At 71.6% G+C, this 16959-nt stretch carries 13 protein-coding genes; 9 read left to right on the forward strand and 4 right to left on the reverse strand.

What is annotated here, in order from left to right; all coding sequences use genetic code 11:
- Positions 1–488 precede the first annotated feature (488 nt).
- The gene (locus M3M27_RS00450; RefSeq protein WP_434026810.1) at positions 489–1691 is read right to left on the reverse strand and encodes an aromatic amino acid transaminase; all 1203 of its coding nucleotides are present in this window, start codon (positions 1689–1691) and stop codon (positions 489–491) included.
- A 161-nt stretch (positions 1692–1852) separates the two neighbouring features.
- Between M3M27_RS00450 and M3M27_RS00455 the strand changes: the two genes are divergently transcribed.
- The 3 genes from M3M27_RS00455 (at position 1853) to M3M27_RS00465 (ending at position 5034) form a co-directional block, all read left to right on the forward strand.
- Positions 1853–3988 (forward strand): TonB-dependent receptor family protein, encoded by a 2136-nt coding sequence (locus M3M27_RS00455; protein ID WP_434026811.1) that lies wholly within the window; start codon positions 1853–1855, stop codon positions 3986–3988.
- Positions 3989–4178: 190 nt separating this feature from the next.
- Entirely contained in the window at positions 4179–4736 is a 558-nt protein-coding gene (locus M3M27_RS00460; protein WP_434026812.1) for a flagellar basal body L-ring protein FlgH, read from the forward strand.
- Positions 4737–4815: 79 nt separating this feature from the next.
- Positions 4816–5034, forward strand: coding sequence for an SHOCT domain-containing protein (locus M3M27_RS00465; RefSeq protein WP_434026813.1), 219 nt, complete (start codon positions 4816–4818; stop codon positions 5032–5034).
- 150 nt (positions 5035–5184) lie between these two features.
- Here M3M27_RS00465 and M3M27_RS00470 read toward each other — a convergent pair whose 3' ends face one another.
- Positions 5185–7065 carry a sigma-54-dependent Fis family transcriptional regulator gene (locus tag M3M27_RS00470; protein ID WP_434026814.1) on the reverse strand — a complete coding sequence of 627 codons (1881 nt, stop codon included), beginning with the start codon at positions 7063–7065 and terminating at the stop codon, positions 5185–5187.
- Between the two features lie 237 nt (positions 7066–7302).
- Between M3M27_RS00470 and adh the strand changes: the two genes are divergently transcribed.
- The 3 genes from adh to M3M27_RS00485 all read left to right on the forward strand — a co-directional run bounded on the left by adh (position 7303) and on the right by M3M27_RS00485 (position 10492).
- The gene (gene adh / locus M3M27_RS00475; RefSeq protein ID WP_140724695.1) at positions 7303–8832 is read left to right on the forward strand and encodes an aldehyde dehydrogenase; all 1530 of its coding nucleotides are present in this window, start codon (positions 7303–7305) and stop codon (positions 8830–8832) included.
- 150 nt (positions 8833–8982) lie between these two features.
- Positions 8983–10011 (forward strand): alcohol dehydrogenase AdhP, encoded by a 1029-nt coding sequence (gene adhP / locus M3M27_RS00480; protein WP_140724698.1) that lies wholly within the window; start codon positions 8983–8985, stop codon positions 10009–10011.
- A 79-nt stretch (positions 10012–10090) separates the two neighbouring features.
- Positions 10091–10492 (forward strand): DUF779 domain-containing protein, encoded by a 402-nt coding sequence (locus M3M27_RS00485; protein WP_434026815.1) that lies wholly within the window; start codon positions 10091–10093, stop codon positions 10490–10492.
- 22 nt (positions 10493–10514) lie between these two features.
- Here the strand turns inward: M3M27_RS00485 and M3M27_RS00490 are convergent, their stop codons facing one another.
- Positions 10515–10910 carry a hypothetical protein gene (locus M3M27_RS00490; protein ID WP_140724704.1) on the reverse strand — a complete coding sequence of 132 codons (396 nt, stop codon included), beginning with the start codon at positions 10908–10910 and terminating at the stop codon, positions 10515–10517.
- A 147-nt stretch (positions 10911–11057) separates the two neighbouring features.
- Here M3M27_RS00490 and M3M27_RS00495 point away from each other — a divergent pair, with 147 nt between their 5' ends.
- From M3M27_RS00495 to ligD, 3 genes are read left to right on the forward strand one after another with little or no spacing between them, the layout of a single operon-like run.
- Positions 11058–11453, forward strand: coding sequence for a hypothetical protein (locus tag M3M27_RS00495; RefSeq protein WP_218569728.1), 396 nt, complete (start codon positions 11058–11060; stop codon positions 11451–11453).
- Positions 11453–12361, forward strand: coding sequence for a Ku protein (locus M3M27_RS00500; protein WP_140724707.1), 909 nt, complete (start codon positions 11453–11455; stop codon positions 12359–12361). The genes M3M27_RS00495 and M3M27_RS00500 overlap by 1 nt, the downstream gene beginning before the upstream one ends.
- A 3-nt stretch (positions 12362–12364) precedes the next feature.
- Positions 12365–14908, forward strand: a complete 2544-nt coding sequence (gene ligD / locus M3M27_RS00505) for a DNA ligase D (RefSeq protein ID WP_434026816.1) — start codon at positions 12365–12367, stop codon at positions 14906–14908.
- Positions 14909–15220: 312 nt separating this feature from the next.
- Here the strand turns inward: ligD and dld are convergent, their stop codons facing one another.
- Positions 15221–16939 carry a D-lactate dehydrogenase gene (dld, locus tag M3M27_RS00510; RefSeq protein WP_434026817.1) on the reverse strand — a complete coding sequence of 573 codons (1719 nt, stop codon included), beginning with the start codon at positions 16937–16939 and terminating at the stop codon, positions 15221–15223.
- Between the last annotated feature and the right edge of the window lie 20 nt (positions 16940–16959).

Below are 16959 nucleotides of genomic sequence, written 5' to 3' on the forward strand. Positions count from 1 at the left end.
AGGGATAGAGAGCCTTTGTGGGAGGGACTTCAGTCCCGACAGGCTTTCCCGGTAAAGCCCGTCGGGACTGAAGTCCCTCCCACAGGAATGCGGTGGGGTGGCTTCTGTGGGAGCGGCTTCAGCCGCGATGGGGCCTTCATGCAGATTCTTCTGCAACAGCCTGCGCATCCATGTGGGGGGGCAATGAGAAAGCCCCATCGCGGCTGAAGCCGCTCCCACAAAAGCCGCTCCCACAAAAGCCGCTCCCACAAAAGCCGCTCCCACAAAAGCCGCTCCCACAAAAGCCGCTCCCACAAAAGCCGCTCCCACAAGCCGCTCCCACAAGCCGCTCCCACAAAAGCTGCTCCCAGAAAAGCTGCTCCCAGAAAAGCGGCTCCCAGAAAAGTCGCTCCCGCAACAGCGGCTCCTGCAGGGAGATGGCGGGTGGAAGGCATGAAAAAAGCCGGGAGGCTTGCGCGCTCCCGGCTTCGTTCTCGATCGCGCGGCGATCAGCTCTTGCTGACCGTCGCCACGGCCTGGGCCACGTACTCCAGGTTGTTCTGGTTCAGCGCGGCCACGCAGATGCGGCCGCTGCCGACGGCGTAGATCGCGAACTCCTCGCGCAGGCGGTCCACCTGCGGCTTGGTCAGGCCGGAGTACGAGAACATGCCCGCCTGCTGCTGGATGAAGGCGAACTCCGGCGCGCCCAGGTCGGCCAGCTTCTGCACCAGGCCGGCGCGCAGCGCGTGGATGCGCTCGCGCATCTCGGTCAGTTCCTGCTCCCACACCTGGCGCAGTTCGGCGCTGGTCAGCACGCCGGCCACCAGCTGCGCGCCGTGCGTGGACGGGCTGGAGTAGATCGTGCGGATGATGCGCTTGATCTGCGACTGCACGGCCTTGGCGTCGGCGGCGGTCGGGGCGACCACCGACAGCGCGCCGACGCGCTCGCCGTACAGCGAGAACGACTTGGAGTACGAGCTGGCGACCACGTAGCTGTCGATGCCAGCCTCGCCCAGCAGGCGCACCGCGTAGGCGTCCTCGGCGATGCCCTTGTCGAAGCCCTGGTAGGCGATGTCGACGAACGGGAACAGCTGGCGCTCCTTGAGCAACCCGGCGACCTGCTGCCACTGCTCGCGGGTCAGGTCGGCGCCGGTCGGGTTGTGGCAGCAGGCGTGCAGCAGCACCACGGTGCCCGGCTCCAGCTTCTGCAGGTCGGTGAGCATGCCGGCGAAGTCCAGCCCGTGCGAGGCGGCGTCGAAGTAGGTGTAGTCCACCACCTCGAAGCCGGCGGCGCCGAACACCGCGCGGTGGTTCTCCCAGCTCGGGTTGGAGATGGCGACGGTGGCCTTGGGCAGCAGCTTCTTGAGCAGGTCGGCGCCTACGCGCAGCGCGCCGGAGCCGCCGATGGTCTGCGCGGTGGCGACGCGGCCGGCGGCCAGCAGCGCGGAATCGGCCCCGAACAGCAGCTGCTGGGTGGCCTTGTCGTAGGCGGCCAGGCCGTCGATCGGCAGGTAGCCGCGCGGTTTGGCGTCCAGCGCGAGCTGCTGCTCGATCTGGTAGACGGAACGCAGCAGCGGGATGCGGCCGTTCTCGTCGTAATAGATGCCCACGCCCAGGTTGACCTTGTTGGGGCGGCTGTCGGCGTTGTAGGCCTCGGTCAGGCCCAGGATCGGGTCGCCTGGGACCAATTCCACGTTTGCAAAGAAGGACACGGCGGTACTCGTTGGGAAGCGGAGGTGGGGTGTTGCCGGCGCTCGCGGCCGCCTTGCGCGGCCGGAAAGCAGCCAATCGTAACAGGGCCGGCAGGCCCAGGTGGCAAGGCGTTTCATCGGAAACGGTGCGGCCTTGACGCCGCCCGGGCGAGAATGCGCGGATGCGATGCGCCCCTCCCCTCCCGCTGTGCGGCCTGCTGGCCGCCGGCCTCGCCCCGGTCGTCCATGCCGAAATGCCCGGCGACCGGCCCGCCACCCTTCCCGCCGTGCAGGTCGAGGCGGCGCGCGTGCAGGACGTGGACGATTTCGACCTGCCCGCCTCGCTGACCTCCGTCGGCGTGGGCCGCGACCTGAACGGCCGCGCCGCGCAGGCGTCCGAGCTGCTCGACGGCATCCCCGGGGTGGTCGCGCGCGAGCGGCAGAACTACGCCCAGGACACCCAGCTGTCGATCCGCGGCTTCGGCGCGCGCTCGACCTTCGGCGTGCGCGGCGTGCGCCTGTACGTGGACGGGGTGCCGGCGACGATGCCGGACGGCCAGGCCCAACTGTCGCACTTCAACGTGCTCGGCGCCGACCGCATCGAGGTGCTGCGCGGGCCGTTCTCGGCGCTGTACGGCAATTCCTCCGGCGGCGTGGTGCAGCTGTGGAGCGCCGACGGCCGGCCCGGCGATCCTTGGCGGGTGCGTACCAGCTACGGTTCGTACGGCACCTCCAGCACCGGTGCGCAGCTGCTCGGGCAGCAGGGGCCGGTCCACTACAACATCGCTGCCAACCACTTCGAGACCGATGGCTGGCGCGACCACAGCCGCGCGCGGCGCGACTCGGCCAACGCCCGGCTCGGCATCGACCTGGCCGAGCGCAGCCGGCTCGACCTGGTGTTCAACTACCTCGACGCGCCCGACGCGCAGGACCCGCTCGGCTTGACCTGGGCGCAGGCGAAGGCCGATCCGCGCCAGGCCACGGCGGTGGCCTACCAGTACGACACGCGCAAGTCGGTGCGGCAGGCGCAGGCCGGCGCGGTGTTCACCCAGCAATTCGATACCCAGACGCTGCGCCTGATGGCCTATGCCGGCCAGCGCGAGGTCGAGCAGTACCAGTCGATTCCGAAGGCGGTGCAGGCCAATCCGCTGCATGCCGGCGGCGTGATCGACCTGGACGGCGACTACGGTGGCGCGGATGCGCGCTGGGCCTGGCAGGGCGAGCTGCTGGGCCGGCCGCTGGACGTGACCGCCGGCGCCAACGTGGACCGCCAGCGCCAGCACCGCCGCGGCTACGAGAACTTCGTCGGCGACACGCTCGGCGTGAAGGGCGGCCTGCGCCGCGACCAGCGCGATACCGTCGAGAACGTGGACCAGTTCGCCCAGGCCTGGTGGCAATGGAGCGAACGCTGGTCGGCGTTGCTGGGCGTGCGCCACAGCGAGGTGCGCTTCCGCTCGGTGGACCGCTACGTCACCGCGCGCAACCCCGACGACAGCGGCCGCCGCGACTACGCGGCCACCACGCCGGTGGCGGGCCTGGTGTTCAAGGCCAGCGACGACCTGCGCCTGTACGCCTCGGCCGGGCGCGGCTTCGAGACGCCGACCTTCAACGAGCTGGGCTATCGCAACGACGGCGGCGCCGGCCTGGCGCTGGACCTGGCCGCGGCCAAGAGCCGCAACTACGAGCTCGGCGCGAAGTGGCGCAGCCAGGCCGGCGCGCGGCTGGAGCTGGCATTGTTCCGCGCCGAGACCGACGACGAGCTGGCCGTGGCGAGCAACACCAACGGCCGCAGCACCTACCGCAACATCGGCCGCACCCGCCGCCAGGGCGCGGAGGCGGACTTCCTGCTGCCGGTCGGCCGCGACCAGGAGCTGCAGCTCGCCTACACCTTCCTCGACGCGACGGTGCGCGACGGCTACCGGGTCTGCGCCGCCAGCGGCTGCGCGGTGCCCGACGCACTGGTCGCGGCCGGCTCGCGCCTGCCGGGCGTGCCGCGCCAGCAGCTGTTCGCGCGCTGGCAGTGGCAGCCGGCGGCGTGGCAGTTCGCGGTCGAAGGCGTGGCGTCCGGCGACACCCTCGCCAACGATCTCGCCACCGCCTCGGCGCCGGGCTATACCCTGCTCAACCTGGAAGCGGCGCGGCGCTGGAACACCGCGCACGGCGCGGTGCGCGCGTTCGCCCGCATCGACAACGCGCTGGACCGCGACTACATCGGCTCGGTGATCGTCAACGACGGCAACGGGCGCTACTACGAACCGGGCCCGTCGCGGAGCTATACCGTCGGCTTGCAGTGGGAGTTCGGAGCCGGGCGCGAGTGAGCGGGCGCGCAGGTTCACGCTGAGCCGCGACGCGGCTCCGTGTGGCGGCGTTTGGCCGCGCCGGCAAACCCGGGCCATGCCCGGCGGCAACAATCGCGGGGCCCGGTCGGGGATCGGGCGATGCCTCCCGATGCGCCGGCAGGCGGGTCTTCGGTCCCGCCGCGGCCGCGCTTGCCCTCCCGCTCCGCCCATGCCGATGAAGATTCCCGCGTTGCCGCTGGTGCTGTTGCCCGTGCTCTCGTGCAGTGGTTGCTATCCGCTGTACATGAAGTCGATGCAGTTGCGGCAGTCGATCGGCGATTACCGCGAACGGCGCAAGGAAGCCAGGCCGATGACGCAGACGGCGGTGGAATACGCGCCGGGACCGGTCGTGTCGAACGCATCACCGGCCGGACGGGAAGGCGTGGTCGGCCGGTGGCTGCACGTGCGGTTCGAGGACGCCGCGCGCGATGGCGCGCCCGGCAACCCGCTCGCCGGCTGGCTGCGGCGCGGCGATGGCGGCATGACGGTCACGGTGATCCGCCAGCTGTACGACGGCCGCTGGCTGGTGCGCGGGCAGAAGGCCCTGTCGGGCGCCGGCGGCTACGTGCAGCTCGAAGGCATCGTCGATCCGCGCGACATCGACGGCGACGGCAAGGTGCCTTCCCCGCGCGTGGCCGAGCCGCGGCTCCGGTTGTCCGGCGGCCGCGGCACGACGGAGACGCAGGACCTCGCCGAGCTTGCGCGGTTCTTCCAGGGCGGCGGTTGAGGCCGGCGGGCGGCACGCGCGTTGCCGGCGGCGGCGCGCCGGCATAAGGTACGGCCGGTACGAAGGAGGGAGACAACGGATGGTCAGTACTTCGACGCTGCTGCTGCTCATCGCGCTCGTGCCGCTGCTCGTCGGCGCGGCGCTGGGAGCGTGGTTCGGCCATGCGATGGCGATGCGGAAAATGCGTGCGCGCGAAGTGCCGGCGCGATTGCGCCAGCTCGAGGAGCTGCATGGCGCCGGCCTGATCGACGACGAGGAACGTGCCGCGCAACGGCAGCGGATACTGGCGGCGGTCTGAGCGCATGCGGCCGTGCGCCGCGCCTGCCGGCGTCATCGCGGCGATCGCCGCGTACCAGTCCGCGGGTATTGCCGGCGTCCGCCGGCGGCATGCGGAACGATGCCGCCGAGGATCCGCGGCAAGGCATGGCGCCATGCCGCGGCATGCGCGTCATGAAGCATCGGGTGCCGCTCGGCCCTGCCCTCCCGCTCCCAGCTTGCGATACAGCGTGCTGCGGCTGATGCCGAGCCGCCGCGCGGCGCGCGTGACGTTGCCGCCGCAGTCGGCCAGGGCCTGGCGCATCGCCGCTTCCTGCAAGGCGTCGAGCCGGCCGGCCTCCGCCTGCGCGAGGGCCGGGGAAGGCGCCGGTCGCCATGTGGCGAGGTAGGCCGGCAACGCGTCGCGCCCGAGCATATCGCCCGGATCGCTGAGCGCCACCAGCGTGCGCAGGCACGCCGCCAGTTGCCGCAGGTTCCCGGGCCAGCCGTAGCCGGCGAGCGCGTCGAGCGCGTCGGCGGAGAGGCGGCGGCCCTGCGCCAATTGCGCCCACAGCGCCTGGACCAGCGCGCCGCGGTCGGCATGGTCGCGCAGCGCGGGCAGCCGTACCACGTGGTCGGCGATGCGATAGTAGAGATCGGCGCGGAAGCGGCCTTCGGCGATGGCCCGTTCGAGGTCCTGGTGGGTGGCGCAGACCAGCGCGAAATCCAGCTTGACCGGCTTGCCGCCGCCGAGCGGCGACAGCTCGCGTTCCTGCAGCACGCGCAGCAGGCGCGGTTGCAGCGCCAGGGGCATGTCGCCGATCTCGTCGAGGAACAGCACGCCGCCGTCGGCCTGGCGCAGCAGGCCGGGGCTGCCCTGCTTGCGCGCCCCGGTGAAGGCGCCTTCCTCGTAGCCGAACAGCTCGGCCTCGATCAGCGTCTCGGGCAGTGCCGCGCAGTTGACCGCGACGAAGGCCTTGCCGGACCGCGCGCAGCGCCGGTGCAACTCGCGCGCGAACACCTCCTTGCCGCTGCCGGTCTCGCCTTGCACCAGGACCGGCAGGCCGGCGTCGAGCACCCGCCGGGCCCGGGCGAGCAGCGCTTCGCCGGCCGCGTCGAACAACGGCGCGACGCCACCGGGCGCACGCGAGCGTGCCGGCGCCGCGTGCGAGCGCCGGCGCGGCGCCTCGCCGTCGTCGACCGTGCCGTACAGCGGCCGGCCCTGGCGATCGAACAGGGCGCCGTCGCCGCGCAATCGCGAGAGCGGTTCCTCGAACAGCGCCTCGAAGCGCGCCCGGCCGATCTCGTGGCGATCCAGCCCGAACAGCTGCAGCCCCGCGCGATTGGCGGCCACCAACCGTCCTGCCCGGAACGCCAGCAGGCCCTCGTGGGCCGTGCCCAGCAGGGCCGGGTCGTGGTGGATGCGCAGCAACTCGGCGTCGGCGATGCCCTCGTCGAACCAGCGGTGCTCGATGCTGGCGACCGCGCGGCGCGCCAACCCGAGCGCGTGCAGGTGCGGGATGCGCGCGTCGCCGGAGATGTCCAGCACCCCGGCGACCCGGCCGTAGGGATCCAGGATCGGCGAAGCCGAGCAACTGAGGATGCCGTGCGGCGCCAGGTAGTGCTCGCCGCCGCGCACCTCGACCGACCGCGCCTCCACGATCGCCGTCCCGATCGCGTTGGTGCCCACCACGTGTTCGCCCCAGCAGGCGCCCGGCATCAGCGCGACCCGGCCGGCCTTGTCGAGGAAACCGGTGCTGCCTTCGGCGTCGAGGATCCAGCCGGCCTCGTCGGTGAGCAGCACGATGCTGCCGGCGGCGGCGGCATCGGCGGACAATCCTTCCAGTTCGGCGCGCGCCAGCCGCCACAGCCGTTCGTGGCGCTCGCGCATCTCGCGCAGGCGCGCGGGCGCGACCGGTTCGATGTCCGGTGCGCGTTCGGCGGCCAGGCCCGCGCGCTGGCAGCGCCGCCACGAGCGCAGGATGGTGTCGGGTACCTGCCCGACCGGGGCATTGCCGCGCTCGAAGAACGAGCGCCGCGCCTGGTCAAGCCTGGACTGCGATTGCACCGCCATAGCCGCCTCCCGCCGTCGCAAATTGCGACAGTCCGAACGATCACTGTCCCGATAAACATCACAACCGCCGACCGCGCGCAATCGCCGCGCGTGACGCGTCGCAACAGGGATCGTCGCCACCGCCCGCATTGGCGCGGCCGGCGGCGCTGATGCAATGCAGCAGCGCGAAGTTGGCATCGGTCTTGCGCCTGCAGGGAGCGCCCGCCAGGGCATCACTTCACAGCCGGAGCCCGATCCATGAATGCCGTCACGTCCGTCAAGTCGTTCGCCACCGATCCGCAGTCGATCTTCAAGCCGCGCTACGGCAATTTCATAGGCGGCCGGTGGGTGGAACCCAGGAGCGGCCAGTACTTCGACGACACCACGCCGATCACCGGCAAGGTCATCACCTCGGTCGCGCGCTCCAACGCCGACGACGTCGAGGCCGCGCTCGATGCCGCGCACGCCGCCAGGGACGCCTGGGGCAGGACCAGCGCGACCGAGCGCGCCAACCTGCTGCTGAGGATCGCCGACCGCATCGAGCAGAACCTCGAACTGCTCGCCTACGCCGAGACCTGGGACAACGGCAAGCCGGTGCGCGAGACGCTCAATGCCGACATCCCGCTGTGCGCCGACCACCTGCGCTACTTCGCCAGCGCGGTGCGCACCCAGGAGGGCGGCATCTCCGAGATCGACCGCGATACCGTCGCCTACCACTTCCACGAGCCGCTCGGCGTGGTCGGGCAGATCATCCCGTGGAACTTCCCGCTGCTGATGGCGTGCTGGAAGCTGGCGCCGGCGCTGGCGGCGGGCAACTGCGTGGTGCTCAAGCCGGCCGAGCAGACCCCGGCCTCGATCCTGGTGCTGCTGGAGCTGATCGGCGACCTGCTGCCGCCCGGCGTGCTCAACGTGGTGAACGGCTTCGGCCTGGAGGCCGGCAAGCCGCTGGCGTCCAGCCCCCGCATCGCCAAGATCGCCTTCACCGGCGAGACCACCACGGGCCGGCTGATCATGCAGTACGCCAGCCAGAACCTGATCCCGGTGACGCTGGAGCTGGGCGGCAAGTCGCCCAACCTCTTCTTCGCCGACGTGATGGCCGAGGACGACGATTTCCTCGACAAGGCGATCGAGGGCTTCGTGCTGTTCGCCTTCAACCAGGGCGAGGTCTGCACCTGTCCCTCGCGCGCGCTGGTGCAGGAATCGATCTACGAGAAGTTCATGGAAAAGGCCCTGGCCCGCGTGGCGGCCATCCGGCAGGGCAACCCGCTCGATCCGAACACCATGGTCGGCGCGCAGGCCTCCTCCGAGCAGCTGGAGAAGATCCTGAGCTACATCGACATCGGCCGGCAGGAGGGCGCCGAAGTGCTGATCGGCGGGGAGCGCAACCGGCTCGGCGGCGAGCTTAGCGGCGGCTTCTACGTCAAGCCGACCGTGTTCAAGGGGCACAACCGGATGCGCATCTTCCAGGAGGAGATCTTCGGGCCGGTGGTCTCGGTGGCCACGTTCAAGGACGAGGCCGAGGCGCTGGACATCGCCAACGACACCTTGTACGGGCTCGGCGCCGGCGTGTGGAGCCGCGACGCCTCGCGCCTGTACCGGGTGGGCCGCGCGATCCAGGCAGGCCGGGTGTGGACCAACTGCTACCACGCCTACCCGGCGCATGCCGCGTTCGGCGGCTACAAGCAATCCGGCATCGGCCGCGAGAACCACAAGATGATGCTGGACCACTACCAGCAGACCAAGAACCTGCTGGTGAGCTACTCGCCCAAGGCCCTGGGCTTCTTCTGAAGCCCGCGGCCTTCCCCTTCCCGGGGGCGGGACTCGCGTCCTCGCCCCCGGGGCGGGAGCGCCTTCCGCCCGGAGCGCGATTGATCCGGATCAACGCTTCCGGCCGCGCGCCGGCAGTACTTTCCCAACGACACGACCTAGGAGCGCGATGTGAACAAGACGATGAAGGCCGCAGTGGTCCGCGAGTTCGGCAAGCCGCTGGCCATCGAGGAAGTCGAGGTGCCGCGGCCCGGCGCCGGCGACATCCTGGTCAAGATCGAGGCCTGCGGCGTCTGCCACACCGACCTGCACGCGGCCGAGGGCGACTGGCCGGTGAAGCCGAACCCGCCCTTCATCCCCGGCCACGAGGGCGTCGGCCACGTGGTGGCGGTGGGCGCGGGCGTCGGCCACGTCAAGGAAGGCGACCGCGTCGGCATCCCGTGGCTGTACTCGGCCTGCGGCCACTGCGAGCACTGCCTGGGCGGCTGGGAGACGTTGTGCGAGGGCCAGAAGAACACCGGCTACTCGGTCAACGGCGGTTTCGCCGAATACGCCCTGGCCAACGCCGACTACGTCGGCCACCTGCCGAAGAACATCGGCTTCGTCGACATCGCCCCGGTGCTGTGCGCCGGCGTCACCGTCTACAAGGGCCTGAAGATGACCGACACCCGTCCCGGCAACTGGGTGGTGATCTCCGGCATCGGCGGCCTCGGCCACATGGCGGTGCAGTACGCCAAGGCGATGGGCCTGAACGTGGCCGCCGTCGACGTGGACGACGCCAAGCTCGACCTCGCCAGGCGGCTGGGCGCGGCGGTGGCGGTCAACGCCGCGACCGCCGATCCCGTGGCCTATCTCAGGAAGGAGATCGGCGGCGCTCACGGCGCGCTGGTCACGGCGGTCTCGCCGAAGGCCTTCGAGCAGGCGATCGGCATGGTCCGGCGCGGCGGCACGATTTCGCTCAACGGGCTGCCGCCGGGCCAGTTCCCGCTGGACATCTTCGGCATGGTGCTCAACGGCGTGACCGTGCGCGGCTCGATCGTCGGCACCCGGCTGGACCTGCAGGAATCGCTGGAGTTCGCCGAGATGGGCAAGGTCAAGGCGACGGTGGCCACCGACCGGCTGGAGAACATCAACGACGTGTTCGGGCGCATGCACCAGGGCCGGATCGAAGGCCGCATCGTGCTCGACCTGGCCGCATGAGCGAACCCGGCGTCGTGCCCGTGCCCTCCCGCGGGTGCGGCGCCGGGGGCTTGCGCCGGCCCTGCCGCAGGAGCGTGCCATGCACTCCCCCGATCCCGTGCCCGAAGCTCCCGTGCCGGCCCAGGTGGTGGCCACGCCCGCCGCGCTGGCGTTGATCGAACGGTTGCGCGCCCGGCATGGCCCCTTGCTGTTCCACCAATCCGGCGGCTGCTGCGACGGTTCGTCGCCGATGTGCTTCCCGGTCGGCGAGTTCGTCGTCGGCGACCGCGACGTGCTGCTGGGGCGGATCGGGGGCGCCCGCTTCTACATCGGACCCGCGCAGTTCGAGTACTGGAAGCACACGCAGCTGGTCATCGACGTGGTGGAAGGCCGCGGCGGCATGTTCTCGCTGGAGAACGGCGAGGGCGTGCGCTTCCTGGTGCGCTCGCGGCTGTTCACCGAGGCCGAGCTCGCGGCCCTGCGCGCGGCGGGCCGGGTCTGACCCGCCGCGCAGCCGGACAGGCTCAATCCGGCGCCTTGGCCGGCACGAACGGCGAGGTCGGGTCGCTGGCGGGGAAGGTCTCTTCCAGCGCCTCGTCCTGGTTCTCGCTCTCGTGTTGCTTGCGGCGGGCGCGCTGCTCCGGGTCCTCGCGGGAGCCCGCGCCGGGCCGTTCCGGCGGGTCCTTGCGGTCGCGCGACTTGGCCGGGTCCGGGCCGGCCTCGGCGTCGACCGTCAGGCCGCTGCCGATCTCGCCGGCCACGCGGCCGGGCAGCCGCGCCGGGCGCTCGTCCTCGCCGGAAAGGGCCTCGCCCGGATCGCGCCCGGCGCCGCGGTCCTCAGCCTCCTGGGTGTCGTGCTTGCCGCGCTGCTCGCCCGGGGGCGAGGGTTGTCCGCGGAGCGGATCGCGTGACCGTGACATGGCGTACCTCCATGCATGCAGCGGGGACGTGCAGTCCACCGCCATGCCGGTGAAAACCGCGCCAATGGCGCATGCCGGTTGTCACGCCTCGCTAACGGCGGCGGCGCTACAGCTGGACGCCCCTTCCGCCGATGCCGGAGCCGTGCCATGCGCACCTTCGAACGTCGCCCCGACCGCCGCCTGTTTGCCCAACTCGAACCGTCGTCGCCCGCGGCGCTGCCCGGCAGCCTGCCCCAGCCCGAACCCGGCGGGGTGGCCCAGGATTTCCGCCACTACAGCCTGGCCGACTACCGGCGCCGCCGCCGGCGCGGCGGGCCGAGCTGGCGCGACCTGTACCCGGCCTACGCCTTCGCCCTGCTCACCCACGCCGCCGACTGGCCCCGCGCGCCGCAGGACGGCGTCGAGGACGAGCTGGCCGCGCAGTGGGAGCGCATGCGCGGCTCCTCGCGGTTGAGCTGGCGGCGCGCCCGCCCGGTGGTGGAGGACGCGTGGCTGGCGCTGGACCACATCCCGGTCGCGGCCGTGCACGAGGCGCGGCACTGATGGCGCGGCCGATCTGGTCGGGGACCCTCTCCTTCGGCCTGCTCAACGTGCCGGTGTCGCTGATGAGCGGCGAGCGCCGCACCGACCTGCACTTCCGCATGCTCGATTCGCGCGACAACTCGCCGATCCGCTTCGAGCGGGTCAATGCCGAGACCGGCGAGGAAGTGCCCTGGAAGGAGATCGTCAAGGCCTTCGAGTACGAGAAGGGCAGCTACGTCGTGCTCGAGGAGGAGGACATCCGCGCCGCCGCGCCGGAAAGCCACGAGACCGTGGAGGTGGAGACCTTCGTCGACGCCGACGCGATCGACCCGCGCTACTACGAGAAACCCTACCTGCTGGTGCCGGGCAAGAAGGCCGAGAAGGGCTACGTGCTGCTGCGCGAGACGCTGCGCAAGGCCGGCAAGGTCGGCATCGCGCGGGTGGTGATCCGCACCCGCGAATACCTGTCCGCGGTGATGCCGCACGGCGACGCGCTGGTACTGCTGCTGCTGCGCTATCCGCAGGAGCTGGTCGATCCGGAGGAATACCGCCTGCCGGGCGAGAGCCTGTCCAAGTACCGCATCAGCGACAAGGAGATCGCGATGGCCTCGCAGCTGGTGGAGTCGATGTCCGGCGACTGGAAGCCCGACGACTACCACGACGAGTTCCGCGAGCGGCTGCAGGACATCCTGCGCAAGCGCATCAAGCAGAAGGGCGGCACCACGCGGATCGAGGACGAGCCGGTCGCGCGCGAGGACGCGGCCACCAACGTGGTGGACTTCATGGCGCTGCTGCAGAAGAGCCTGGACGCCAAGAAGCGCACGCCGGCGAAGAAGGCCGCGGCCAAGGAGCCGGTCCGGAAGGCGGCGAAGAAGAAGCCGGCCAAGGCCGCCAAGAAGAGCCCCCGGCGCGCCCGCAAGACGGGGTGATCGGTGTCGCTGCGGGACTACCAGCGCAAGCGCCGCTTCGACCGCCAGGGCGGCACGCCCGAACCGAGCGGCGACGCCGCCGGCGCCCCGTCGCGGCGGCCGATCTTCGTCGTGCAGCTGCACCATGCCAGCACGCGCCACTACGACTTCCGCCTGGAGGCCGACGGCGTGCTCAAGAGCTGGGCGGTGCCGAAGGGGCCTTCGCTGCGCGCCGGCGAGAAGCGCCTGGCGGTGCAGGTGGAGGACCATCCGCTGTCCTACGCCACGTTCGAGGGCGACATCCCGGAAGGCCACTACGGCGCCGGCCACGTCGACGTGTTCGACCACGGCACCTGGTCGTGCGAGGGCGACCCGCTGGAGGCGATCGCCGCCGGCAAGCTCGACTTCGTCCTGCACGGCGAAAAGCTGGAGGGCGGCTGGAAGCTGGTGCGCACCGCGCTGCGCGGCCGCCAGCCGCAATGGCTGCTGATCAAGCGCGACGACGGCACCGCCGCGGCGCTGGACGCCGACGACCTGATCGGGGCGCGGCCGCGGCGCAAGCCGCGCGCCGGTAGCGCGGCGGCGAGCCGGAAGCAACGCGAGGGCGCCGGGGCGCCGGCCGCGCCCCGGCGCGCACGGCACGGCAAGGACGCTAACTGGCACGCGCGCGCGCTGGCCTTGCCGGGCGCGCGCGATCGCCCGTATCCGCCGGGCTTCACCGCCCAGCTGACGATGTCGCGCGCGCACGCGCCGCCGGGCGAGGATTGGCTGCACGAGATCAAATGGGACGGCTACCGGCTGCTGGCCGACCTGGTCGACGGCAAGGCGACCTTGCGCTCGCGTGGCGGGCTGACCTGGACCGGCAACTTCCCGGAAGTGGTGAAGGCGGTGGAGGCGCTACCGGTCGCGGACGCGCGCCTGGACGGCGAGCTGGTGGTGCTCGACGCCGAGGGCCGCAGCGATTTCTCGGCGCTGCAACGGGTGCTGGACGGTACCTCCCGGCAGCCGTTGCGCTACCTCGTGTTCGACCTGCCGGGCGTGGCCGGGGTGGACCTGTCGCGCGCGCCGCTGGTCGAGCGCAAGGCGTTGCTGCGCCAGTTGCTCGGCAAGCGGCCCGGCACGCTGGCCTACAGCGACCACGTGGTCGGCCACGGCCCGGAGGTGTTCGCCGCCAGCGGCGAGAAGGGGTTCGAGGGCATCGTCAGCAAGCGCGTGGACGCGCACTACGTGAACGCGCGCAGTTCCGACTGGCTGAAGATCAAGCACGAGAGCAGCGACGAGTTCGTCGTGGTCGGCTACACCGACCCGAAGGGTTCGCGCAGCGGCTTCGGCTCGCTGCTGCTGGCGCGCCCGGAAGGCGCGGGCTGGCGCTACGTCGGCCGGGTCGGCAGCGGTTTCGACGACGCGATGCTGGCACGGCTGATGCCGATGCTGGAGGCGCGCGCGACCGCCACCGCGCCGGTCGAGCTGCCCGCGCACGTGCCGTTCCCGCTGCGCACCGTGCACTGGGTCGAGCCGCGGCTGGTGGTGGAGGTCGCGATGCGCGGCTGGGCCAAGGAGGGATTGCTGCGCCAGGCCAGCTTCAAGCGCCTGCGCGAGGACAAGCCGCTGGAGGAGGTGGGGCCGGCGCCGGCGGCAGCGGCGGAAGCCAGGCCGCGCAGCAAGGCGAAGGCTCCCTCGCGGACGGAGGAACGCGGCATGGCGGAGGACGACGTGCGCATCACCCATCCCGGCCGCGTGGTGTTCCCCGGCTCGGGCATGACCAAGGGGCAGGTCGCCGACTACTACCGCGCGATCGCGCCGTGGCTGCTGCCGGACGTCGCGCGGCGGCCGCTGTCCCTGCTGCGCTGCCCGGACGGCGTCGGCGGCGAATGCTTCTTCCAGAAGCACGAGAGCCGCGCGCTGGGCCCGCACGTGCATGCGGTCGCGCTGCGCCAGAAGAGCGGCGTGGAGGACTACCTCTACATCGAGGACGTGGCCGGCCTGCTGGAACTGGTGCAGATGAACACGCTGGAGCTGCACCCGTGGGGCTCGACGGTGGACGACCCCGAGCATCCGGACCGGCTGGTGTTCGACCTCGACCCGGGCGAGGGCGTGGGCTGGAAGGAGGTCAAGGCCGCCGCGCGCGACATCCGCGCGCGCCTGCGCGAAGCCGGGCTGGAGAGCTTCGTGCGGCTGTCCGGCGGCAAGGGCCTGCACGTGGTGGTGCCGATCGCGCCCGGCCCGGACTGGGCGCAGGCGCGCGATTTCTGCGAGGCCTTCGCGCAGGCGCTGGCGGGCACCGCGCCGGACCGCTACACCGCGACGATGAGCAAGCAGAAGCGGCGCGGAGTGATCTTCGTCGACTGGCTGCGCAACGGCCGCGGCAGCACCAGCGTGTGCTCGTGGGCGCTGCGGGCGCGCGAGCCGGCGGCGGTGGCGGTGCCGCTGCGCTGGGAGGAACTGGGCCGGATCGCCTCGCCGCGGGCGTTCCCGCCGGACAAGGCGCTGGCGCGCGCGAAGCGGCTGAAGGCCGATCCCTGGGAGGGGATCGCGCAGCTGCGGCAGCGCTTGCCCGCTTTCCGGTAGGAGTGGCTTCCGTTGCGATGGGGGTTTTCCGGGAAAGCCCGTCGCGACTGAAGTCGCTCCCACGAAAAGCGAACGCGGGAACCAAACTCAGGTGTAGGAGGGACTTCAGTCCCGATGGGGCTTTCCCTGGTCCCTCGGGGCGGGGAGGCCTGTGCAGCAGTCGCTGTCGGGACTGAAGCCCCTCCCACGGGGATCCCTTGCGGGGACGGGGATCGGGAAGGCTTCTTCGCGGCCGATGGCCCTGGGGCACCCAGAGCCGCTCCCGCGGGGAGCAAGGCGAAGGAAGAAGCAAAGCGAAGACGGTGAGCGGCCTCAATGCCCGCCGCAGTGGTCGCCCCAATGCTTCTGCCTGGAGGTCTGGCCGATGCCGGGGTTGAAGGTGTTGGTCGGGTCGAGCGCGCGGTAGTGCCGTTCCAGCGCCGGCTTGGCGCGGTAGAGATGGCCGACGTTGTGCTCGGCCGGGTACTCGGCGCCGCGCCGGTCGAGCAGTCCCCACATCGCGTGCTCGATCGCGAGCGGGTCGTGGCCCTTCTTCACGATGTAGTCCTGGTGGAACACGTGGCAGAAGAAATGCCCGTAGTACAGCTTGGCCACCAGCGCGTCCTCGATCGCCGGCGGCAGCGTCTCCACCCAGTCGCGGTCGTTGCGGCGCAGCGCCACGTCCAGCGCGACGATGTCCTCCACGCGGTCGCGATGCACCTCGCGGTAGCGCACCGCCGCTCCGGCCACCGCGAAGCGGTGCAGGAAGGCCTTGCGGCCTTCCTCGGCGTCGCACCGGAAATACGCGCCGGTGCCGCTGCCGGCGAAGTGTCGCCGGAGGAAGGCGTCGGTCCAGGGCGCGTCCTTGGCCGACACGCGCAGCAGCAGGTGGTGCTCGAAGCGGTCGCGGTACTCGCGCATGCGCCGCGGCAGGTGGCGGGGCAGCAGCGCCACCAGCGCCTGCAATGCCCTGTCGGCGACCCCGCGCAGGCCCAACGCCTCGAAGAAGCCGTCGACGCGGCTCTTCAGCGCGAACGCCCGGGGCACCACGTCGGTGCCGAAGCGGTCGATCAGCAGGAAGGTGTCCTTGCCGTACTTCTCGCCGATGTCGAAGGCGTCGCGGTGGATGTACTCGCCGGCGATCGGCAGTTCGGCCAGCGCGGTGAGCAGCTCGCGGCGGATCGCGGTGAGGTCGGCCGGATCGTTGCTGCCGACGTAGAAGACCGTGGAATCCTCGCGCGGGAAGGTGTCCAGCCGCACCGCGAACACGCACAGCCGGCCGGCCGAGCCGGAGGCCTCGTAGAGGCGCGCCGGGTCGGCGTTGAAGCGCGCCGGGGTGGGCGCGTCGACGTCGCGCACGTGCCGGGCGTAGAGCGGGTCGGACGCGGCCAGCGCCGGGTCGTCGACGATGTCGGCCTCGTCGTAGTCGCCGGCCTGCAGGCGCGCAAGGATCCGCTCGGGCGTGTCGCCGAGGCGGATGCCGAGATGGTTGACCAGGCGCAGCACGCCGTCCTCGCCGACCTGCGCGTACAGCGCCAGCTGCGTGTAGGCCGGCCCGCGCCGCACCAGCGCGCCGCCGGAGTTGTTGCAGATCCCGCCGAGCACCGAGGCGCCGATGCACGAGGAGCCGATCACCGAGTGCGGCTCGCGGCCGAGCGGGCGCAGCGCCCGTTCCAGCCGGTCCAGCGTCGCGCCGGGCAGGCAGACCACCTGGCGGCCGTCGCGGATCGGGCGTATGCCCGCCAGGCGCAGCGTGCTGACCAGCACGATCTCGCGGTCGTAGTCGTCGCCGTCCGGGGTGGAGCCGCCGGTCAGGCCGGTGTTGGCGGCCTGCATCAGCACGATGCGGCCGGCCGCGACGATCGCCTGCAGGGCGGACCACAGCTCCAGCAGCGTGCCGGGCCGCACCACCGCCAGCACCGGCCCGTCGCCGAAGCGGTAGCCCTTGCGGTAGCGCCGCGTGGCCTTCTCGCCGGTCAGCACGTGCGCGGCGCCGACCGCTTCGCGCAGTTGCCGCAGCAGCACCCCGGACGGGACGGGAGAAGCGTTCATGGCGGTCTCGCGACGGCGCG

The sequence above is a fragment of the Xanthomonas boreopolis genome, assembly GCF_046529185.1.
GTDB classification, from domain to species: Bacteria; Pseudomonadota; Gammaproteobacteria; order Xanthomonadales; family Xanthomonadaceae; genus Pseudomonas_S; species Pseudomonas_S boreopolis.